This is a genomic window from Haloarchaeobius caseinilyticus, from assembly GCF_051207395.1.
In the GTDB taxonomy this organism is placed as follows: Archaea; Halobacteriota; Halobacteria; order Halobacteriales; family Natrialbaceae; genus Haloarchaeobius.
The window spans coordinates 524,216-543,104 of record NZ_JBPJZC010000003.1 but is presented as its reverse complement, the minus strand read 5'-3'; the positions used below and the strand labels follow the sequence as shown (position 1 = coordinate 543,104).

The window sequence follows — 18,889 nt, the reverse complement described above, 5'->3', positions numbered from 1 at the left end:
GTGGCTCGTGATTGCGACTCGAGTTTGCGGCACGAACTGTCGACTCCGAACCCTTATTTCGCGCCCGGTCCCACCTGTTCGGTATGCGAATCGCACTACTCGGCGGAACTGGCGACATCGGGCAGGGGCTCGCGCTTCGGTGGGCCTACGACACGGACCACGAGGTTATCATCGGCTCGCGCGACCCGGAGAAGGCGCGAACAATGGCCGAAGAGTACGAGACAGAACTCGACAGCCGCGGCGTCGACACGAAGGTGCAGGGCTTCGTCAACGAGATGGCAGCCGACCGCGCCGACGTCATCGTGCTCGCGGTCCCGCCGTACCACGTCGCGGACACGGTCGAGAGCGTCGCCGACAAACTCGATGACGACGACATCCTCGTCTCGCCTGCTGTCGGCATGAAGGGCGACGAAGACGGGATGCACTACCACCGGCCGAAGGCTGGCTCTGTCACCGCGCTCGCGGCCAACGCCGCCCCGGACGGCGTCTCGACAGTCGGTGCGTTCCACAACCTCTCAGCTGACCGACTGGCCAACCTCGACGCAGAACTCGACCTCGACACGCTCGTCATCGGCGACGACCCAGACGCGAAGGACATCGTGACTCGTCTCGCCGACGAAATCGAAGGTCTCCGGCCGCTCGACGCTGGCCCATTGGCGAACGCGGCCGAAGTCGAGAGCGTCACGCCGCTCGTCATCAACATCGCGCGCTACAACGACGGGATGCACGACGTCGGCGTCAAGTTCGAGTAAGTCGGAGAACTGTCACGAACGCTCCGCACGAAAAAACGGCGCAGTGGAGGTCGGGAAGCCGCCCCTGTGTCGACGACTTCCGAGCGACCAGCGACGGGTGAGTTCGCCCCCCCTTCGGACGGATTCCCCCTTTCTTCTCGCTGCCACCTCCATCTCGACTTTCGTCTGTTCTGGAAGCGCTTCGCCTCCACGTCCGTACGGTGGGTCTCAGCAGGGACGAGGGTTGCCTTCGAGTTCGAGAGCCCACGGCTGAGTTACTGTGAGACCGTGTGAGCTAGAACAGTGAGGCCGGCGATGCTTCCCTTCTGCTCGTCGTGCGACACTCCGAATACGACCGATTACCATCACCAGTCCCGGCCGCAGTGGCTCACGACGCTGTGACTTGCGGAGAAAATACAGACGTACGTCCTGTTTACGCGCCAGCCTTCTCCAGCGCGTCTTCGAGGTCTTCGCGCTGGGTGACACCGACGAAGCGCTCGACGACGCCGTCGTCGTTCTCGATGATGAGCGTCGGGAGCGAGCGTACCTGATACTCGTTTGCCACGTCCTGTTCCTCGTCGACGTTGATCTTCTCGACTGCGAAGCGACCGTCCCAGTCGTCTTCGAGCTCTTCGAGGATGGGGTCCTGCGTCTTGCACGGGCCACACCAGTCCGCGTAGAAGTCCTTGAGCGTGACTGCCATAACGAATCAGCGTTCCCTCGCGCCGCGCATAAGGGTTTGGTTCGGCGATGGAACGGCGTCACAGACGCACGACCGCGGCTGATTCTGTCGGTGGCTTCACTCGGTCGCTGGGGCGTCGCTGTGTCGAAAGGTTTAGAGTCACGCAGATTGGATGGACCACCATGAGCAAGGGCCAGAACTCCGGTGGACTCATGTCGAGTGCCGGACTCGTCCGCTACTTCGACGCCGAGGACCGAAACGCCATCCGAATCGACCCCAAGACCATCGTCGCGTTCGGGGTCTTCTTCGGCGCGCTCGTCCTCGTCCTGCGCGTCGCGCTGTAAACGCGGTCGACGCACGGAGGACGCGAACTTTTTTGCCACCCAGTCGCTACCGGCAGGTATGACACTCACTGCGGGCGTCGTCGCGGTGCAAGGCGACGTCTCCGAACACGCCGACGCGATTCGCCGGGCGGCCGACGCGCACGACGAGGACGTGGTCGTCCACGAGATTCGTGACGCGGGCATCGTCCCGGACTGTGACCTCCTCTTGCTTCCGGGCGGGGAATCGACGACCATCTCTCGCTTGCTCCGTGACGAAGGCATCGACGAAGAGATTCGTCAGCACGTCGCCGACGGGAAGCCCCTGCTCGCGACCTGTGCGGGCCTCATCGTCTCCTCGACCGACGCGAAAGACGACCGCGTCGCGACACTCGACCTGCTCGACGTGACGGTCGACCGGAACGCCTTCGGCCGGCAGAAGGACAGCTTCGAGGCCCCGCTCGACGTGGACGGCCTCGACGAACCGTTCCCGGCCGTGTTCATCCGCGCCCCGCTCATCGACGAGGTCGGCGACGACGTCGAGGTGCTCGCGGAGTGGGACGGAAAACCGGTCGCCGTCCAGCAAGGGCCAGTCATCGGCACCTCGTTCCACCCTGAGCTTACGCCCGACGTCAGAATCCACCGCCTCGCGTTCTTCAAGGAGTCAGCGGAACCACTCGCTCGATAGCGAAAGAGAGCGCAGGCTTTTCACGGTGGCCCCCTTCGGTCCGGCTATGGATGCAGCAATAGACGCAGTACGCGTCGCCGGGACACAGGACGGTCCCGTCCCGGTCGTCGTCCTCACCGTGGACGACGAACCCGACGAGATTCTCCCTATCTTCATCGGCTTCGACGAAGCTATCGCAATCGTGCGAGGACTGGACGCCGAGGACATCGGCCGCCCCCTCACCCACGACCTGCTGCTCGACGTGATGGAAGAACTCGGCGGCCGCGTCTCCAAAGTCGTCGTGAGCCGTGTCCAAGACGGCACGTACATCGCCGACCTCCACGTCCAGACGCCCCGCGACAACGTCGTCGTCGACGCACGCCCGAGCGATTCACTCGCCCTCGCCGCCCGCACGAACGCCCCCCTGGAAGTCGCCGAAGAAGTGTTCGAAGACGGCCGCCGCCCCCGCGACGACTTCGACATGCTGGACGACATCCGCGACGTCGCCGACTACGCCTGAGCCATGACCGACGACACCGACGAAATTCTCGACGACCTGTTCGCCGTCATCGAAGACCGCAAGGAAACGCTGCCGGAGGACTCCTACACCGCGAGTCTGTTCACCCACGAGAAAGGCGAGAACGCGGTGCTGGAGAAAATCGGCGAGGAAGCGACCGAAGTGATTCTGGCCGCGAAAGACGACGACCACGACGAACTCGCCTACGAGAGCGCAGACCTCGTCTATCACCTGCTCGTACTGCTCTCGATGAAGGACATGGACGTGAGTGAGTTGCGGGACGAGTTGGCGAGTCGGCGGTAGTCTGTTCGGGAAACATTTTCAGGACGTGACGTTTTCTGGACCGGTACCGTTTATCGGGGTATGGGCCGGCGAGTCACGCTGGACGAGGTTCACGTCGCTCAGTACTCGCTGAAGGTCTTCGGTAGCAGCGACAGGTCTTCCGTACTGAACCTCCCCCGGACCGAAGACTTCGGTTCCGAAACCGCGATGATACTCACCGCAGCAGCCAAGGCTGGTCACTACGAAACGTTCGACCCACCTACAGAACTGGTCCAGTGGCTAGACAGACACGAAACGAACCCGTTCCACGACTCGCCTCTGTATCTCCGGCACGAAGGAGCGTTCTATCGCGTCGACGCCACTGGCCCGATGCACGTTTTCACCGTGACACCGGAACCAGAGGCGAACTCAGCCGACGTAATCTCGATGGACGCTCCCGAGATTCACGAAAGAGCGGGCCAGCACTCCCAGTTGCTCTCTCGGCTCAGGCCGGTGGTCGAAGGGATGCGAGATAAATACCGGACTCGGTGGCGGCCAGCAGTCGAAGTCTCGTTTCTCGATGGACTGCTCGTCGAGGGGCTGTCAGGCGTCAGGCGAATCGAACATCACGTCGAGAACGAGGGAGACCCGTTTGTTCTCACCGTGACTCGCGTCGACGAGGAAGAAGCGCGTGGGTACAGGACGGTACAGGAGTCGGAGTTGACGGAAGACCACAAAACTGTGCTGCGGGCTGCGAAACCTGTCTGGGAGTACGACCGCTACCAACTCGACTCGCCACCCGAGGGTTTCGTCGAGGTGCTGGGTGGTGCCGAGTACGTCTACCTCGACGGGCAACTGCACTCGGTGGACGTACAGGAATCACGGCCAGACTGGTTCGACTTCGCGGTCGAGGTGCTCGACCCGGAGATAACCGAGGACGACCCGGCGACACTCCGGTTCTCCGTGACGAACGTCGCCGGTCGAACGTTGGAGGTTTTCGGCGGCATCGTTTTCCCGTTCTTCATCCTGCGCGCCTACAGAGACGGCGACGACGCTGCTGAGTACGTCCACCTCTGGAACGACGAGTACGACGGTCGGTGTCACGTCGACGAAGATGGGAATCTTGGTGCGTTCCCAGACCTCGGGACCGAAGCCGAGGTCGAACCAGGAGAGACCCTCTCACAGACGTACTCCCTCCGCCACCGCGACTTCGAACCGGGGGCCTACACGACGACGGGGTATTTCACCGCGGAACGCTCGCCGAAGGCGACGCTGGACACGTCTCACCCGTTCCCGTTTCGCGTCAGGTTCACCGTCGAAGATACCTCGTACGCTACGGAAACCGACTAGTAACCAATGGCCATTACCAAAACAAACTTCTGTGAACTAGGGTAAGATTCCAAATATCTTTTCAGGCTCGCCGTGCCACGACTTCCCACGCCATGCAACCCAACAGGCGTTCATTCCTGAAGTCGACCGGCGCGACGCTCGGTTCAGTCACCCTGCTCGGCGCGACGGCCTCCACCGCTTCGGCCTCGGTCCACGACCGGTGGGAACCGGCCGATTCGAGCAACTACTCCAACGCGAGTCGCACGTCGAGCGACATGCGCTGGCTGGTGATGCACACCGTCGAAGGCTCCTACGAGGGGTGCATTAGCTGGTTCCAGAATCCCGACGCCAACGTGAGTTCGCACTACGTCGTCGGCAACCAGTCCGGTCAGATAACGAAGATGGTGCAGTTGGAAGACATCGCGTGGACGCAGGGCAACTGGGAGTACAACCAGACCGGCGTCTCCATCGAGTTGGAGGGCCACGCGAACGAGACGAACTTCAACGACACCATCTACCAGCAGGCCGCCGAGGTGGCTCGGCACGTCTGTGACACCTTCGGCATCCCGAAGCAGCACCCGACGTACGACCTCGCGCCGTGTTCGGCGTACTCGGGCGAGGGCGGCATCATCGGGCACAATCAGGTGCCCGACCCGAACGACTGTTCGCAGGTCACCGGCGGGAAGTACGACCCCGGCAACACGTGGGACTGGGACTACTTCATGTCGCTCGTGAACGACGGCTCCGGCGGCGGTGGCGGCGGGGGCGGCTGGTCCGACGGTGACATCGTCCACTGCACCGCGGACCTCAACACGCGCGAGCAACCCGGCACCGGCTCGCCCGTCGTGGCGACGATGCCGACTGGGTCGAACGCAGAAATCGTGAACGGACCCACGGACAAAGACGGCTACACCTGGTGGGGCCTGCACTGGCTGGATGACGACATCTGGGGCTGGTCGGTCGAAGCGTACCTCGACGCCGGGTACGCCTGACCAGACAGTTGTCGGGAGCCGACCGGGGCTCCTGCGGGTTCCGACCGGGGCTCCTGCGGGTTCCGACCGGGGCTCCTGCGGGTTCCGACCGGGACGTTCGAGTGCGATGCGGACTGTTTTCGTGGTAAGTTATGCGAGTCTTGAGCGAACAGCATCGCAGCGAGCACGTCGACGCCGTTACAGATTGGTGATGCACTCTTTTAGCGACGGCTCCCCCAAAGCATAATGAATGTGTTTATTCTCAAAATTTTATGACTAGTGGTGAATGTTCTACTCTTTCCTGCTTTGGTGACATTCAGAATGGTGGATTTGTGGGTCTATTGTGGGATAAATCCTCGGGGGTCATTTACACTTAACCCCGCCACCAACTTATCTGGTTTCTTAGAAGATTAACTAAATTCCATTTCTCCACCAGATTTCTCATGCCGCATGTTTATCCACATTTCGCTGCGATATCGAATTGCATCCCTTCGGACGCAATCTACAATGAGTCAACAATATCGTGACGAAGACCGGGAAGAGTCGACGCAGGAACAGCGACGAGAGGCAAGCTTGCAGGAAGAACAGGCACGAGAGAGAGACGAGAGTCGGCGAGCACAGGACCAACAGCGTGCTGAACGGCGCGGCCAACCGTCGTCCGAGATGCGCCCGCCAGAGAGACAGGGCGGGTACGTCGGCGGTGAGTCGAGCGGGCAGGTCGGCTACGGACCAGGGCCGCAGGGCCAGCAGGGTGCCCAGTGGCGCGGTCAGATGCAGTACGGACCACAGCAGCAGCAGCACGGACCACAGCAGCCACCGCAGGGCCAACAGTTCGGTCGACAGCCGTCGTACGCGCAGGCGAACGGCCCGCAGTGGCGTGGCCAGATGCAGGCCGGTCCGCAGGGGTACGGTAGCCCCCAAGCGACTATCGAGGGTCGCTTCGACTCCGGGGGACGCGCCCAAGGGAACGGCCGCCAGCAGGGACGAACGACGTTCGAGGAGACGATGACGTTCCCGGTGACGCAATCGATGCAGTTCCTCCGGAACCTCGGCCAACTGTCGATGGTCGGGTTCAACGTCATCGAACAGATGCAGCGCCAGAGCAACCAGGTGACGCGGTCCATGCTGCACGGGTACCTCCGGAGCTTCGACGAGGTGACGCACGAAATCCAGCAGATGGCGCCACCACAGATGCACGTCGAGACCCAGATGGGCGGCCAACAGCCGCAGGGCCACCCCGGTTATCCACAGGAGCAGGGCTTCAACGGCGGTGGACGCTGGCAGGCGTCTGGGCGATTCGGCGACCAGCAGGCCCAGTCCGGGACGCAGTACGACCAGCAAGGGAGACTGCGTGAGCAGCAGATGATGGGTCAGTACGACCAGTCGATGTCGCAGCAGGAGCAGTACGGTGTCGGCTGGCAGATGTCCCGCCAAATGGGTGGGCAACCGCCCCAGGACATGGAGGAGTCTGAACAGCGCGGCCCGAGTGAACGCCCCGAGGACGAGCAGACGAAGCAGAGTTCGAAGTCGTCAGACGACAACTAGCGGGTCCGTCATCGGGAGCGATTCGCTGTCGGTGGGGTCGCTCTCGACAGGAGGGTCGCTTCGTTCTTCCCCCTCGCCCGATTCGGTCCGAACAGGGCTCCGTACAGCCGGATGAACGCGCTTTTATGCCCGGCTCGCATAGCACCCTCCATGATTTTCGAGAACCTTCCGACCACACCGCGGTCGGAGGAGCTCATCGACAAGGCGTTCTCGCGGGCTTCTCGCACCGGGCGAGCGAAGTCCGGCCACGACGCCCAGACGTCGATGCTCCAGACGGCCTCCAACATCCTCTCGGACAACTTGGAGAACGTCGTCACCGCGTGGCCCGACTTCGACGACGTCGACCCGTTCTACCGCGAACTGGCCGACGCCGTCGTCAGCGCCAAGGCGAACGAAGCCGCCGGCGCGAACGACCCGGTCCTCGGTGGCGTCGACGAAATCCGCAAAGCACTCTCCGAGGTCACCTGGGCCTCGCGCAAGACCGCAGACATCCGCCGCGAGTACGAGGGTCGCATCCGCAACAACGACATCGAAACCGCGCGGAAGTTCCGCCGGCAGGCGTTCGCCCGTCTCGCCGACGTGGTCGAGGAAATCGAGGACGACCTCCTGCTCATCGGACAGGCGCGTGACGCGCTGAAGGGGCTGCCGGACATCCGGCCGGACGAACCGGCCATCGTCGTCGCCGGCTACCCGAACGTCGGCAAGTCGTCGTTCGTCAACTCGGTCACTCGTGCAAGCAACGAGACTGCCTCGTACCCCTTCACGACGAAGGGCATCGGCGTGGGCCACTTCGAGCGAGACCGCGTCCGCTACCAGATTATCGACACGCCGGGCCTGCTCGACCGGCCGGCCGACGAACGCAACGAAATCGAACAGCAGGCCGCCTCCGCGCTGACCCACCTCGGCGACTGCCTCATGTTCGTCCTCGACCCGAGCGGGAACTGCGGCTACCCGCTCAGTTCGCAGTTGGAACTGCTCGATTCGGTGCAAGAACAGTTCCAGGACGTTCCGGTTCTCGTCGTCGCGAACAAGGCCGACGTTTCCCGTGACGCCGACGCCGACTACTACATGAGCGTCACCGAAGACGAGAACGTCGACGAGGTGCTGACGGCCGCTGTCGACGCCACCGGCTTCGAGCCGAAGCTGCCGTTCGAGGAGTAACGAATACGCTCGTTTTCTGTCGCAGCTCAAAATACCGAGACCGTTCTACCGCAGTACTCCGCTACCGTAGTCGTCGACTGGTAGCGGCTACTGTACTTACTGCACTTCGTACACGATGTTGACCGACACCCGAACCTCGACTGGGCCGGGTTCGAGCGTCGTGCTGGCCGCTGCAGCGCCGTCTTCCGCGCCACGGTAGTACACCGGGTACGGCGTGACCGAGTTGCCCGAAACGGTCGCGCTCTTCAACTGGACGATGCTGAGGTCTGCCGCGGCGACGAACGCGTCGGCGTCAGCCTTGGCGGCGTCGACAGCCTTCGTGATGGCGTCGCCACGGAGTGCTTGCTGCTGCTCGTCGCTCAACTGGAAGGAAACACTGTCGACGCGGGCGGCCCCGTTCTGGACGGCGAGGTCGATTATTTCACCAGCCTGTGCGACGTCCGCCGTCGTCACGTCGTAGGTGTGGATGGCGCGGTAGCCGACCAGTTCGCTCGACCCGTCTTTGTAGTTGTACCGGGGCGAGAGGTGGTACGTGACGGTCTTCACGTCGTCGTCGGGAATCCCAGCGGCGCGGAGCGCGTCACGCATCGACGTGGCGTCCTCCGCGGTGAACGTTCGCGCTTCGTCGGCGGTGCGACCGTCGCGCTCGACCGTGATGCGGATGACCGCTTCGTCCGGTGCGGCTTCGACGGTTCCGACACCACTCACCGAGATAGTCTGCTTCGTGTCGGCGGCGTCGCCGTCTACATTGGATGCGGCATCACCGACCGGCGAAACGCTTCCGAGGCAACCAGCCATCGCGACCAGTGCCACCACGAGCACGGCTGCAAGCTTCAGCTTCATTACGGTAGAGATACGCCAGCTATCGGGATTAACAGTGCAGTACCGACCGCTCAGGGAGTTACGCGAGACTCCAGCGGTTCGCTGAGAGGTGTGGTTTCTGTCCCGTCTGGTCGACGCCGACGGGCCCTGCTCGGTAACTCGACTGGTCACCCGCACCGGGCGAGTCGACTGCCGTCCCGTTCGTCGCTGGTTCGCCACCGGAGGTCTGGTACTCGACGAATCGGACTTCGACGGTCACGTCGTTCCCGTCGATGACCGCGTCGTAGATTCGCTGAGCCATGTCGGGGTACGTCTCGTCTGGTGGTTTGGCCACGGAGACGACGACGCGCTCCGGTCGCGGGTCGAACGCTCGCTGGTAGAGGTTCTCCTCGTGGACGAGCGACACTTCGACGAGGTGTGCCTCTGGGTAGTCGTTGAGGGCCTCGTCGACACCCGCGCGCATATCGTTCTCGATGTCGGCCGTCTTGTAGGACATGTAGGTGACGCCACCGAGGAAGACCGACAGGATGGCGATTGACCCGACGAGGATGGCGACACGCTTGATTGCAGCCGCCCGTGCTTCGTCCAGCCTGAACCAGTGCTCCGGTCGGTAGCCGGAGTACCACAGCGTCGCGGTCGCCGCGAGGTTGATGGAGAGGACGTTCACCATGACGAGGACCGTCGCCCCCAGCACGACCAGCGGTTTCATGTAGGCGATACCGATGCCGATGACGGCCGTCGGCGGAACGAGCGCGACGGCGATCATGACGCCGACGAGCGAGGCCGAGACGCCCGAGCGCAGCGACATCGCGCCGGCGATACCCGCCCCGAGGGCGACCGCGAGAGAGAGCATGTCCGGGCGCAGACGCTCCTGTACCTGCCCGACCAGCAAGATGTCCATCGGCGGAATGAGGTGGAGCGTTCTGAGGATGGCAGTGAACGCGGCCGCAGCGACGATAGCCACGACGAGTCCGAGAATCTGCAGTCGCGCACCGCGGGCGAACAGGTCGGCGTCGTCCAGCACCGTCCCGACGCTGGTCGCCATCGCCGGGCCGATGAGCGGCGCGATGACCATCGAGCCGACGACGACAGCCGCGGAGTCGAGCAGGACCCCGGCCGTCGCGATGACGACGCTCACGACGGTCAACAGGACGTAGGAGGGAATCTCCGGGGCCATGTTCTCTGCCTGCGTCTTCAGTTCCTCGCGGGCGATGCGGTCGGACCCCTCCGACTCCGCCTCGAAACGCTCTTTCAGTCGCTCGAACTTCTTCGAGACGACCGTCTCCGCGTCGAGGACGACCGTGTAGGACTCGCGTTCGACGCCTGCCTCTCTGAGTTTCTGCAGAACGGGTTCGACGGCGCCGACCGGGAGCGGAAACGAGACGACGCCGGTGTACTGGCGGCCACTCGTCTCGTCCGTGAGGACGTAGTCGATGCCTTCCTCGTCCAGCAGGTCGAGGATGGCCTCGCGTTTGCCCGCCGGAATCATCACCTGTACGAGTCGCACGTCTGATTCGACGCGCAAGTGATAGAAATAAGCCCCGGCTCGCGGTGCAGTCGTCGGGTCTCGAATCGGTGCTTTCGGGCCGGTTCAGGGTACGAGGCCACGTCCCGTCCGCAAGAGCCACTTCGTCGCGGGGAAGAGGCGACGCCCGTGTCTGAACCGGTTGAAACCGTGGCCGGTCAGGCCGACGAAGACGATGCCCGTGAGCAAGACGGTGAACCAGAGGGCAGTCGTGGTCGGGAGTGCGAGGACGGCCACGAGGAAGCCGACGACTCCGGCGAGCATCGTCGGCACCAGCGCGTCGACGACGCCAAGCGAGAGGGCTGCGAGTGGTTCACCGAGTGCCATGGGTGGGTCGAGGGTCGCATCCGAAATAGTCCCCACGCTTCCGAAGGGGGCCGTCGCGGGTCGAGGCGCAACCGAGCTAGCCAGCCCGACGCCACAGCTTTCGTCTCTCACGGTGACGTGTGGATAGCGATGACCTACTGTCTGGAACCGGGTGTGTGGGAGCGACGGGAGGAGGACGACGACCCGACGGGCGAGCCGACAGAGACACTGGTGGTTCGGGAGTGTCTGGATGGCGCATGTCACCAGACCGAGCGCGAGACCGATGCGGGCGCACGGCGTCTCGGCCTGACGTTCACCGACCCGTCGACAGACGAATGGGCTGAGACGCGAGCCACGGACGACGGGGAACTCGTGGAGATACGCGGACAGTTCGACGACGGGCGGATACGGGCGACCGGTCGCCGGGTCACCAGTAGCGGAACTGCACAGCGCTATCGCCAGACGCTCACGGTCGAGGACGACGGCTCTGTTGCGGTGGTCGAGGAGGCCGCGGAGGCGAATACTGACGAAGACTGGTCGATATCTGGGAGGGCTCGATACGTCCGAGTCGACGACGCGCCATCCTCACCGGAACCGACTGCGGAACCACTGGAGACCGCGACCGCCGGGACCGGAAGCACGACCACCGGCACCGCGACGCTCGACTCTCGCCGACAGTTCGACTTCTGGGTCGGCGAGTGGGACGTCTCGACGGTCGATGGAAACCCGGCAGGCCGGAACGTCATCGAGTCCGTCCTCGACGGGTACCTGCTCGTCGAACACTGGGAGAGCGCCGGCGGCGGTGCCGGTCTCAGCCTCAACTGCTACGACGCGGCCGCAGACGAGTGGCTCCAGACGTGGGTCGACTCGACCGGTGGCTGTATCGAGACACGTGGGACGTTCCGCGACGGCGCGATGCGCCAGTCTGGGGTTCTGGTCAACGGCGACGGAACGCGACAGGACTACCGCGGGACGTGGACGCCCGAAGCCGATGGGACGGTCACGCAACTCCTCGAAACGTCCGACGACGGCGGCGAAGCGTTCGACGAGTGGTTCCACGGGACTTACGTCCGGTCGACCGAGTAGCCCGTCTGTCCCGACTTTGTCTCGACGAGTGCCGCCACGCAACCCAACCAGACACGCTTTTCCCCCTCCCCCGGCTACGACCGTCCATGTTCGAGACCCGCCCAGACCGTGCAAGCGAAATCGTCCTCGTCGGGCGGTCCAACGTCGGGAAGTCGACGTTGATGCGCCACTACACCGGCAAGTCGTTCGACACGGGTGGCAAACCCGGCGTGACACGCTCGCCGAATCACTACGACTGGGCATCGGAAGACTTCGTCCTGACCGACCTGCCGGGCTTCGGTTTCATGTCCGGTGTCGAAGAAGACCGTCGCGAGGCCATCAAAGACGACATCGTCCACTACCTCGACGACTACGCCGACAACTTCCTCGCTGGCATCCTCGTCGTCGACGGCAAGAGCGTCATCGACATCATCGACCGTCACTCCGGCCCGGACTCCATTCCCTACGACGTGGAGATGTTCCACTTCCTGCAAGAACTCGGCACCCCGACCATCGTCGCCGTCAACAAGATGGACAAAGTCGACGACCGTGACGACCGCCTGAACGACCTCTGTGACCGCCTCGGCCTCTACCCGCCCTGGAAGCAGTGGCAGGACACCATCGCGCCGATTTCGGCCAAGCGTGACCAGACGGCAGCCCTCGACGAAGCGATTCGGACCGTCCTTCACGAACAGAAGCGCGACGACCTCCTGAAGTTCTTCTGAGTCACGTAGCAAGCGTTCTCCGTGCGGTTCTCTGACACACGATGGCCGACGGTGATAAGTGCCCGGGCACGACAGTCAGCCAACATGAGCGACGCGACCTACGCCGTCAACGTCGAGGCGGCCATCTTCCGTGACGGCGAATACCTCCTCATCGAACGCGCAGCGAGCGAGTCTCACGCTGCGGGCCTGCTCTCACTCGTCGGCGGGACAGTCGAAGAAACCGACCACGAGACCGGCGCGCTAGAGGCGACGGCCCGCCGAGAAATCCGCGAAGAAGTCGGCGTCGCCGTCACGGACCTCTGTTACGTCCAGAGCAACGCCTTCGTCACCGACGAGGGGACGCCCTGTCTCAACGTGGTCTTCCTCGCCCGCCACGACGACGGCGACGGAACCATCGAAGCCCCTGACGAGGTCGCCGACGTCCACTGGCTCACGCCGGGAGCAGTCGAGACGAACCAGGACACACCCGAGTGGACCGCCGCGTTCGTCGCCCTGGCAGAACAGCGCCGACAGTCACTCGACTGGACCTGAACAGACTACTCGACCGTCTCGAAGTCTTTCTCCATTACCCGAACCGGTAGTGCAGCCGTCACGCCGTCGCCGCTCGTCTCGACCGTCTCCTCGTCGACGACCGACCACCCTGCCTGTTCGTAGAACGGAACTGCGTTAAGTGACGCATACAGGTAACAATCGACGTGCCCGTCGGCGCGGGCTATCGATTCGAGGTGGTCGAGTAACGCCCGCCCAACACCTCGCCGGGCGAAGTCTGGGCTGACGTACACCGCCCGTACTTCACCGTCTTCGAGTCGGAGGTGGCCGTACCCCGCGAGTTCGTCGTCGAATTCGGCGACGACGAGATATTCGTCTTCCTCGCCGACGGGATACCGCTCCGGCCGTTTGTTGCCCGCCCACGCACGGACCTGCTGCTCGTCGTAGTGTGTCCGCCCGAGTCGCCTGATGGATGCCGCGTGCATCGTCGCGATTGCCTGTCTGTCGTCGCGTGTCGCAGGCCGGAGGGTGACCATATCGGACAGTCGTCGCTTGACAGTAAGAGTGCAGCGACCGTACAGGTCTGTGTGCAGGACTGGTCGACGTGTAGAACGGGCGGCTCGGGATTGATGCCTCGTCACAAGGGGCTCAGTGGGGGTAACCTTCGTCACCGCCGCCCATCGGTCGCTTGGACCGGTTCCGGTTTCCCTGTTTCGACTCAGCCCGTGGTTCAAGTACCAGTCCGGCGCAGGTCCGGCGTGCGCTGAGAAGTGCCGTCCGGCGAGCCGAGGCGAGTGTGCGACACGCCGCCGGACGATGGAGTCACGTGCCGCCTATTCGCAACCCCATCGGCCCAGTGATGTCTCTCCGTCTCACTCCTGCCAGTCCTCGAACGTGGCGAGTTCCTCGGCCAGTTCCCGAACCTCGCGTGGTGAGCGTTCGCCCTGTTCGGTGACGATGGCGTCGACGAGGTGTCCCGGAGTCTCGTCGAACAGCGGGTTGAACACCGACAGCGGTGTGTCACCCTGATACACGTCGGAGCGGCGGCCAGTCTCCAGGTTCACTGTCTCCGCCGTGCTGACCTTGTCCGTGGCAGCGACGACGTACAGTGGCAGTTCCTCGTGCGCGGCCGCCAGCGCCGTCGTTCGGGTACCGGTCTTGTTCACGACTGTCCCGTCGGGGAGGACGGTATCCGCGCCGACCAGTATCGCGTCTACGTCTTCGGTCGCCAGCACCTGCGCGACGGCCGCGTCGGGGACGAGTGTCACAGGGAGGTCGTCGAGCAGCGATTCGGCGACGGCCACGCCTTCGCCGCCGGGCCGGGATTCGAGGACGAACACTTCAGTCGGGTCGGCGTCCTGCAAGGCGCGAAGGACCGTACTCGACCGAGAGAGCGTCAGCACCGACCGACCGCCGACGAGTGCCGACGCTCTGACTGCGGCGTCGGTGTCGGCGGTCGCGGCGCGTTTGATGCCGTCGATGGCTTGTTGCTCGACGCTCTCGGCAGTTCGGGTTGCGGTGGACAGCGTCCGGTTCACCCGGTTGTGCAGGACGGCCATGCTCGGGCGTGCGCGAACCAGTCGCGCCCCGAGGTCGGCGAGTTCGTCCCACGCTTCCTCGTCCTCGGCGTCTTCCGAGACGAGCAGTCCGGCTCGGTCACGAAGCACTTCCAGTGCGCGGAGCGACAGGTAGGCTGCGCCGTGCTCGCTGTCCGCGGTCACGCTCCGGACCGACGGTGCGACACGTTCGTACGCCGTCCACAGTTCCGGGACGGTGTCCTGTCGAAACAACTCGGTCGCCGGAACCCACTCGAACTCGGTGTGTTCTTCGCTCAACGTCACGTCACCATCGGCGGCGTCGAACAGGTACGGGTGGACCACCCAGTCTCGGTCGAGGTCCTCGTCGGTGAACCGGACGGGCATGCCGGAGCGGACCAGCGTGACACTCGACTCGTCGAGACCGGTCTCCTCACGAATTTCGACCAGCACCTGCTCGTCGGGGTCGTTCTCGGCGAAGCCCGAGACGCCGCCCCATCGGCCGGCATACGTCCCGACAGCGTCGCTCCGTCGCAGTAGCAACAGCTCACCTTCGTTCCGGAGGAACGCCGTTACGACGTGGGTTCCGTCGCTCATACACGGAGCGATGGCCGCCTGCATCCTCAACGTTCCCCTCTGTCTCGGCGGGATTTTTCACCACTGAACGTGGACTGGTAGCCATGGTCAGACTCGCCATCATCAGTGACACGCACGTCCCATCACGAGCGACAGCGATTCCGGAGTGGGTCCGGACGGAGTGTGAGCGAGCGGACCACGTGATTCACGCAGGCGATTTCGACTCACCCGAGGCGTACGAGACGGTTCGCGAGTACGCGCCGGCACTCACCGCCGTCGCTGGGAACGTCGACCCTGACTCGCTCGATCTTCCCGAGGTTGCGACGGTCGAACTTGGGGATGTCACGTTCGTCGTGACGCACGGGTCCGGACCGCTCGATGGATATCGAACACGCGTCGTCGAGACAGTTCTCGACCACGGTGGGACGGACGCGGTCGGCGTCTCGGGCCACACCCACCAGGTACTCGACGAGACGATTCGTGGTGTTCGAGTGTTGAACCCGGGCAGTGCGACTGGTGCAGAACCAGCAAGTAGGACGACGATGTACGTCGTGACCATCGAGGGCGGTGAGGTGGATGTCGAACTGCGAGAGAGCTAGTACAGGTTCGTGAGTAGTGTTCGAGAACGAGAAAGAGGGGGACTGACAGCGTCTCCAGAGAGTGACGAAGCGGTGAGAGCAAACTGCAGCAGTTAGCCAACGAACGGCTCGTTCAGAATTTCATCGTAATCGGCGTGTTGCCAGCACTGTTCCAGTGGGCCGAACACGATACGTTCGCACGATGTCCCATCTTCGCACGTTGCCCCGCATCGTTTTTCTCGAGCGCTTGTCTCCGCTGTGAGTGGCATACACCGAAACCAACTAATGTATAATATATGAGTATGTCGTACGTTCAGATGATTTCATTCGGTTTAACATAGGGTATCGGGGCCGTATGCGGCCGAAAATGGGTTAATAGCGGGTTCTAACTGCGTAAGGGGCAATTACCGGTGTGCGTTGCTCTCAGATGGTTGGAAATCTTGGTAGGGGAAACATGGCAGAACGAGTTATGCAGTAACTACTCCACGAATACTGATTCGACGGCTGCGCTCCGAGGCACGAGTCGGACGGTCAGGATTCGTTTCCAGATCTGTCCCGAAGGGCGGGCACGTCACGTCGACGTACTGTGGAGGGCGGGAGGACGCCGCGTCGAGATAGGCTCCGAGTCCCCGGCACGCGTTTCCAGCATCGGGGGCCTTTTTGCCCGCGCTGTCACAGGAGGGTGCATGGAACTACTACCCGTCCCCGACGTGCCCGAGATTCGGGAGGGGGACGACCTCGCTGCGGTCGTGACCGACCGGTTCGACCTTCAGCCCGACGACGTGGTGGTCGTCGCGTCGACGGTCGTCTCCAAGGCAGAGGGCCGGTTCGCGGACCTCGATGAGTATCCGTCTGGGCCCCGTGCGAGAGAAATCGCGCAGCGGCTCGAGGCCATCACGGGCGAGGAGAAAGACCCGCGTTTTGCACAGGTGGTCCTCGAAGAGTCGACCGAACTGGTGATGGAAGAGCCGTTTTTACTGACAGAGACGCGGTTCGGCCACGTCGGGGTCAACGCCGGTATCGACCGGTCGAACGTCCCCGAACACGACCTGCTGTTACTCCCGAAGCGACCGTCTGAGAGCGCGGCACGCATCCGTGAGGGGCTGGCGGACGAGAATCCCGTCGTCGTGACGGACACGAGCGGGCGACCGTTCCGCCACGGCCAGACTGCGGTCGCCATCGGTTGGGCGGGAATGTCCGCGAGCCGTGACTGGCGCGGCGAACACGACCGGGATGGCCGGGAACTGGGCGTCACGGTCCAGTGTGTCGTCGACGAACTCGCAGCCGCAGCGAACCTCGTCGCCGGCGAGGGGGCGGGCGGCACGCCGGTCGTCGTCGTGCGGGACTGGGAGTTCGGTGACCACGAGGGGCACGACGACGTGTTCCGTGACGTATCGTCGGACCTCGTCCGCCAGGCGCTCCGGGGGTGGGAGTTCGATGGCTGACCTCGGGAGACTCGGCATCGAACTCACGCCAGAACACCCGATGGACGAGTTGGTGGCGACGGCACGAGCCGCCGAAGACGCCGGTTTCGACACGGTGTTCGCGTCGTCACACCACTTCAATCGCGACCCGTTCGTCGTCTGCGACCGTATCGCCCGTGAGACGGCCCTCGACGTGGGACCGGGCGTCGTCAACCCGTACGAGACGCATCCAGTTTCGCTCGCGTCGCGAATGGGGACACTCGACGAGACGACCGACGGTCGCGCCGTCTTCGGCATCGGTGCTGGCGACCGCTCTGCCCTGTCGAACCTCGGCTACGACCACGACCGACCGCTTCGGCGTGTGCTGGAGACGTTCAAAGTCGCAGAGCAGTTGTGGGCCGGCGAGCGCGTCGACCACGACGGGACGTTCCGAGCGCAGGCGGCCGAATTGAACTTCGACGTCGGCGAGATTCCGGTGTACGTGGGCGCGCAGGGACCCCACATGATTCGGATGGCCGCGAAACACGCCGACGGCGTGCTGTTGAACGGTGCACACCCGCGGGACTTCGCGTGGGCGGCCAACCGCGTCGCCGAAGGACTGGACGAGCGGCCCGATTCGCGGGGCGAGTTCGACTTCGCGGCGTTCGCCAGCGTCTCTGTCGCTGAGGACGAAGGCGCGGCGCGGGCCGCCGCACGACCGCCCGTCGCGTTCATCGCGGCGGGTGCGGCCGACCCGGTCCTCGACCGACACGACATCGACCACGGGGCGGCGCGGGCAGTGGGCGACGCCCTCGCCGATGGCGACTTCGACAGCGCGTTCGGCGCCGTCACGGAGCGGATGCTCGACGCGTTCTGTATCGCTGGGACGCCGGGCCAGGTCGGTGAGCAAGTCGCCGCAGTCCTGGAGTACGCGGACAGTTTCGTCGCTGGCACACCGCTCGGGCCGGAACCGACGCGTGCCCCGGCGCTCATCGCCGAGGCTATCGGGAGAGTCGACTGAAAACGAGTCTCGGCTCTATTCCATCTCGTCGGGGCGCGGCGGCGAGCGGGTGAAGCCACCGAGGATTCCACTGCCGAGACCGCCGAGGGCGAGGAGGCCGAAGCCGCCGGCAGAGACCGTGATGAGCAGTCCACCGATGGCCAGCAGCGCCAACGAGAGCGGGTCGCCGTTCTGGGCGACCTGCGTGAACCCTTCGATCACCTGCTCGATGTTGTGGACCGGGTCGGTCGCGCTCTGGAGAACGACCGACGTGAGGCCGAGTGTCATATCTGCACCTTCGAGTGCTGGTACTTGGTTCTGTCCGTTGCGCTCAAGAGCGTCCGGGATGTAGCCCACTGCGTGACACGAGACGCTTCACTGGGGGACTTCGGTGTCGGCGACGAGGCGAGTGACGAGGGCGACGAAGCGACGAGTGGCGATGCTCGGGCCACGTCGACGGAGCAGGCCCAAGCCGGCGACGAGCCGGCTCCCGTCTCACCCGCCGTCTCGACCTACTGCTGGGAACCGACCGGCCGAGACTGTGGCACCTGTGGTGAGTCCGTCGAGCGTCTCTGGCGAGATGGGCCAGAGTTCGTCTGCGAGTCGTGCAAGGAGTGGTGACTTGCTACCACCCTGCAGCCTGCTGTTTTTCGCGTTCTCACCGCCGACGGTAGCCGGCCG

Annotated in this window: 23 protein-coding genes; 16 read left to right on the top strand and 7 right to left on the bottom strand. The window is 64.0% G+C overall.

Annotated elements, in window-relative coordinates; genetic code table 11:
- Positions 1-83: 83 nt before the first annotated feature.
- Complete coding sequence (gene npdG / locus ACSC1P_RS15300) at positions 84-752, top strand: NADPH-dependent F420 reductase (RefSeq protein WP_435361061.1); 669 nt, start codon at positions 84-86, stop codon at positions 750-752.
- Between the two features lie 412 nt (positions 753-1,164).
- On the opposite strand, the gene ACSC1P_RS15295 is transcribed toward npdG, so the two are convergent.
- Positions 1,165-1,434: a thioredoxin family protein gene (locus ACSC1P_RS15295; protein ID WP_435361060.1), complete on the bottom strand. Its 270-nt coding sequence runs from the start codon at positions 1,432-1,434 to the stop codon at positions 1,165-1,167.
- Between the two features lie 161 nt (positions 1,435-1,595).
- Between ACSC1P_RS15295 and ACSC1P_RS15290 the strand changes: the two genes are divergently transcribed.
- The 8 genes from ACSC1P_RS15290 to ACSC1P_RS15255 all read left to right on the top strand — a co-directional run bounded on the left by ACSC1P_RS15290 (position 1,596) and on the right by ACSC1P_RS15255 (position 8,184).
- A complete protein-coding gene (locus ACSC1P_RS15290) occupies positions 1,596-1,757 on the top strand; it encodes a preprotein translocase subunit Sec61beta (protein WP_435361059.1) in 162 nt (53 codons plus the stop codon).
- A gap of 58 nt (positions 1,758-1,815) precedes the next feature.
- Positions 1,816-2,421, top strand: a complete 606-nt coding sequence (gene pdxT, locus ACSC1P_RS15285; protein WP_435361058.1) for a pyridoxal 5'-phosphate synthase glutaminase subunit PdxT — start codon at positions 1,816-1,818, stop codon at positions 2,419-2,421.
- A gap of 46 nt (positions 2,422-2,467) precedes the next feature.
- On the top strand, positions 2,468-2,920 hold the full coding sequence (locus tag ACSC1P_RS15280) for a bifunctional nuclease family protein (protein ID WP_435361057.1): 453 nt from the start codon (positions 2,468-2,470) through the stop codon (positions 2,918-2,920).
- A gap of 3 nt (positions 2,921-2,923) precedes the next feature.
- Entirely contained in the window at positions 2,924-3,220 is a 297-nt protein-coding gene (gene hisE, locus ACSC1P_RS15275) for a phosphoribosyl-ATP diphosphatase (protein ID WP_435361056.1), read from the top strand.
- A 60-nt stretch (positions 3,221-3,280) separates the two neighbouring features.
- Positions 3,281-4,528, top strand: a complete 1,248-nt coding sequence (locus ACSC1P_RS15270; RefSeq protein ID WP_435361055.1) for a DUF8130 domain-containing protein — start codon at positions 3,281-3,283, stop codon at positions 4,526-4,528.
- 92 nt (positions 4,529-4,620) lie between these two features.
- Positions 4,621-5,499 (top strand): N-acetylmuramoyl-L-alanine amidase, encoded by an 879-nt coding sequence (locus ACSC1P_RS15265; RefSeq protein ID WP_435361054.1) that lies wholly within the window; start codon positions 4,621-4,623, stop codon positions 5,497-5,499.
- 486 nt (positions 5,500-5,985) lie between these two features.
- Positions 5,986-7,023 (top strand): hypothetical protein, encoded by a 1,038-nt coding sequence (locus ACSC1P_RS15260; RefSeq protein ID WP_435361053.1) that lies wholly within the window; start codon positions 5,986-5,988, stop codon positions 7,021-7,023.
- Between the two features lie 150 nt (positions 7,024-7,173).
- Entirely contained in the window at positions 7,174-8,184 is a 1,011-nt protein-coding gene (locus ACSC1P_RS15255) for an NOG1 family protein (RefSeq protein ID WP_435361052.1), read from the top strand.
- Positions 8,185-8,280: 96 nt separating this feature from the next.
- On the opposite strand, the gene ACSC1P_RS15250 is transcribed toward ACSC1P_RS15255, so the two are convergent.
- From ACSC1P_RS15250 to ACSC1P_RS15240, 3 genes are all read right to left on the bottom strand, one after another.
- The gene (locus ACSC1P_RS15250) at positions 8,281-9,027 is read right to left on the bottom strand and encodes an SIMPL domain-containing protein (protein WP_435361051.1); all 747 of its coding nucleotides are present in this window, start codon (positions 9,025-9,027) and stop codon (positions 8,281-8,283) included.
- A 58-nt stretch (positions 9,028-9,085) separates the two neighbouring features.
- Positions 9,086-10,513 carry a TIGR00341 family protein gene (locus ACSC1P_RS15245; protein ID WP_435361050.1) on the bottom strand — a complete coding sequence of 476 codons (1,428 nt, stop codon included), beginning with the start codon at positions 10,511-10,513 and terminating at the stop codon, positions 9,086-9,088.
- A gap of 84 nt (positions 10,514-10,597) precedes the next feature.
- Positions 10,598-10,858 carry a hypothetical protein gene (locus tag ACSC1P_RS15240; RefSeq protein WP_435361049.1) on the bottom strand — a complete coding sequence of 87 codons (261 nt, stop codon included), beginning with the start codon at positions 10,856-10,858 and terminating at the stop codon, positions 10,598-10,600.
- A gap of 129 nt (positions 10,859-10,987) precedes the next feature.
- Between ACSC1P_RS15240 and ACSC1P_RS15235 the strand changes: the two genes are divergently transcribed.
- The 3 genes from ACSC1P_RS15235 (at position 10,988) to ACSC1P_RS15225 (ending at position 13,158) form a co-directional block, all read left to right on the top strand.
- A complete protein-coding gene (locus tag ACSC1P_RS15235; protein ID WP_435361048.1) occupies positions 10,988-11,923 on the top strand; it encodes a hypothetical protein in 936 nt (311 codons plus the stop codon).
- Positions 11,924-12,009: 86 nt separating this feature from the next.
- The gene (gene engB / locus ACSC1P_RS15230) at positions 12,010-12,627 is read left to right on the top strand and encodes a GTP-binding protein EngB (RefSeq protein WP_435361047.1); all 618 of its coding nucleotides are present in this window, start codon (positions 12,010-12,012) and stop codon (positions 12,625-12,627) included.
- An 84-nt stretch (positions 12,628-12,711) separates the two neighbouring features.
- Positions 12,712-13,158: an NUDIX hydrolase gene (locus ACSC1P_RS15225; protein ID WP_435361046.1), complete on the top strand. Its 447-nt coding sequence runs from the start codon at positions 12,712-12,714 to the stop codon at positions 13,156-13,158.
- Between the two features lie 5 nt (positions 13,159-13,163).
- Here the strand turns inward: ACSC1P_RS15225 and ACSC1P_RS15220 are convergent, their stop codons facing one another.
- Both ACSC1P_RS15220 and ACSC1P_RS15215 read right to left on the bottom strand, forming a co-directional pair.
- On the bottom strand, positions 13,164-13,652 hold the full coding sequence (locus ACSC1P_RS15220) for a GNAT family N-acetyltransferase (protein ID WP_435361045.1): 489 nt from the start codon (positions 13,650-13,652) through the stop codon (positions 13,164-13,166).
- A gap of 336 nt (positions 13,653-13,988) precedes the next feature.
- Complete coding sequence (locus ACSC1P_RS15215; RefSeq protein WP_435361044.1) at positions 13,989-15,248, bottom strand: eIF2B alpha/beta/delta subunit family protein; 1,260 nt, start codon at positions 15,246-15,248, stop codon at positions 13,989-13,991.
- A gap of 83 nt (positions 15,249-15,331) precedes the next feature.
- Between ACSC1P_RS15215 and ACSC1P_RS15210 the strand changes: the two genes are divergently transcribed.
- From ACSC1P_RS15210 to ACSC1P_RS15200, 3 genes are all read left to right on the top strand, one after another.
- Complete coding sequence (locus tag ACSC1P_RS15210) at positions 15,332-15,826, top strand: metallophosphoesterase family protein (protein ID WP_435361043.1); 495 nt, start codon at positions 15,332-15,334, stop codon at positions 15,824-15,826.
- Between the two features lie 665 nt (positions 15,827-16,491).
- Entirely contained in the window at positions 16,492-17,250 is a 759-nt protein-coding gene (locus ACSC1P_RS15205) for a coenzyme F420-0:L-glutamate ligase (protein WP_435361042.1), read from the top strand.
- Positions 17,243-18,229, top strand: coding sequence for a 5,10-methylenetetrahydromethanopterin reductase (locus ACSC1P_RS15200; RefSeq protein WP_435361041.1), 987 nt, complete (start codon positions 17,243-17,245; stop codon positions 18,227-18,229). The genes ACSC1P_RS15205 and ACSC1P_RS15200 overlap by 8 nt, the downstream gene beginning before the upstream one ends.
- A gap of 15 nt (positions 18,230-18,244) precedes the next feature.
- Here ACSC1P_RS15200 and ACSC1P_RS15195 read toward each other — a convergent pair whose 3' ends face one another.
- Positions 18,245-18,496 (bottom strand): DUF8024 family protein, encoded by a 252-nt coding sequence (locus ACSC1P_RS15195; RefSeq protein WP_435361040.1) that lies wholly within the window; start codon positions 18,494-18,496, stop codon positions 18,245-18,247.
- Between the two features lie 72 nt (positions 18,497-18,568).
- On the opposite strand from ACSC1P_RS15195, the gene ACSC1P_RS15190 reads away from it, so the two are divergent.
- Positions 18,569-18,829: a DUF7573 domain-containing protein gene (locus ACSC1P_RS15190; RefSeq protein WP_435361039.1), complete on the top strand. Its 261-nt coding sequence runs from the start codon at positions 18,569-18,571 to the stop codon at positions 18,827-18,829.
- Positions 18,830-18,889: the final 60 nt, after the last annotated feature.

Bases quoted from the DNA above. Each gene is read 5' to 3' on its own strand.
- npdG (WP_435361061.1), top strand. From the start codon at position 84: ATGCGAATCGCACTACTCGGCGGAACTGGCGACATCGGGCAGGGGCTC.
- ACSC1P_RS15295 (WP_435361060.1), bottom strand. From the start codon at position 1,434: ATGGCAGTCACGCTCAAGGACTTCTACGCGGACTGGTGTGGCCCGTGC.
- ACSC1P_RS15290 (WP_435361059.1), top strand. From the start codon at position 1,596: ATGAGCAAGGGCCAGAACTCCGGTGGACTCATGTCGAGTGCCGGACTC.
- pdxT (WP_435361058.1), top strand. From the start codon at position 1,816: ATGACACTCACTGCGGGCGTCGTCGCGGTGCAAGGCGACGTCTCCGAA.
- ACSC1P_RS15280 (WP_435361057.1), top strand. From the start codon at position 2,468: ATGGATGCAGCAATAGACGCAGTACGCGTCGCCGGGACACAGGACGGT.
- hisE (WP_435361056.1), top strand. From the start codon at position 2,924: ATGACCGACGACACCGACGAAATTCTCGACGACCTGTTCGCCGTCATC.
- ACSC1P_RS15270 (WP_435361055.1), top strand. From the start codon at position 3,281: ATGGGCCGGCGAGTCACGCTGGACGAGGTTCACGTCGCTCAGTACTCG.
- ACSC1P_RS15265 (WP_435361054.1), top strand. From the start codon at position 4,621: ATGCAACCCAACAGGCGTTCATTCCTGAAGTCGACCGGCGCGACGCTC.
- ACSC1P_RS15260 (WP_435361053.1), top strand. From the start codon at position 5,986: ATGAGTCAACAATATCGTGACGAAGACCGGGAAGAGTCGACGCAGGAA.
- ACSC1P_RS15255 (WP_435361052.1), top strand. From the start codon at position 7,174: ATGATTTTCGAGAACCTTCCGACCACACCGCGGTCGGAGGAGCTCATC.
- ACSC1P_RS15250 (WP_435361051.1), bottom strand. From the start codon at position 9,027: ATGAAGCTGAAGCTTGCAGCCGTGCTCGTGGTGGCACTGGTCGCGATG.
- ACSC1P_RS15240 (WP_435361049.1), bottom strand. From the start codon at position 10,858: ATGGCACTCGGTGAACCACTCGCAGCCCTCTCGCTTGGCGTCGTCGAC.
- ACSC1P_RS15235 (WP_435361048.1), top strand. From the start codon at position 10,988: ATGACCTACTGTCTGGAACCGGGTGTGTGGGAGCGACGGGAGGAGGAC.
- engB (WP_435361047.1), top strand. From the start codon at position 12,010: ATGTTCGAGACCCGCCCAGACCGTGCAAGCGAAATCGTCCTCGTCGGG.
- ACSC1P_RS15225 (WP_435361046.1), top strand. From the start codon at position 12,712: ATGAGCGACGCGACCTACGCCGTCAACGTCGAGGCGGCCATCTTCCGT.
- ACSC1P_RS15220 (WP_435361045.1), bottom strand. From the start codon at position 13,652: ATGGTCACCCTCCGGCCTGCGACACGCGACGACAGACAGGCAATCGCG.
- ACSC1P_RS15215 (WP_435361044.1), bottom strand. From the start codon at position 15,248: ATGAGCGACGGAACCCACGTCGTAACGGCGTTCCTCCGGAACGAAGGT.
- ACSC1P_RS15210 (WP_435361043.1), top strand. From the start codon at position 15,332: ATGGTCAGACTCGCCATCATCAGTGACACGCACGTCCCATCACGAGCG.
- ACSC1P_RS15205 (WP_435361042.1), top strand. From the start codon at position 16,492: ATGGAACTACTACCCGTCCCCGACGTGCCCGAGATTCGGGAGGGGGAC.
- ACSC1P_RS15200 (WP_435361041.1), top strand. From the start codon at position 17,243: ATGGCTGACCTCGGGAGACTCGGCATCGAACTCACGCCAGAACACCCG.
- ACSC1P_RS15195 (WP_435361040.1), bottom strand. From the start codon at position 18,496: ATGACACTCGGCCTCACGTCGGTCGTTCTCCAGAGCGCGACCGACCCG.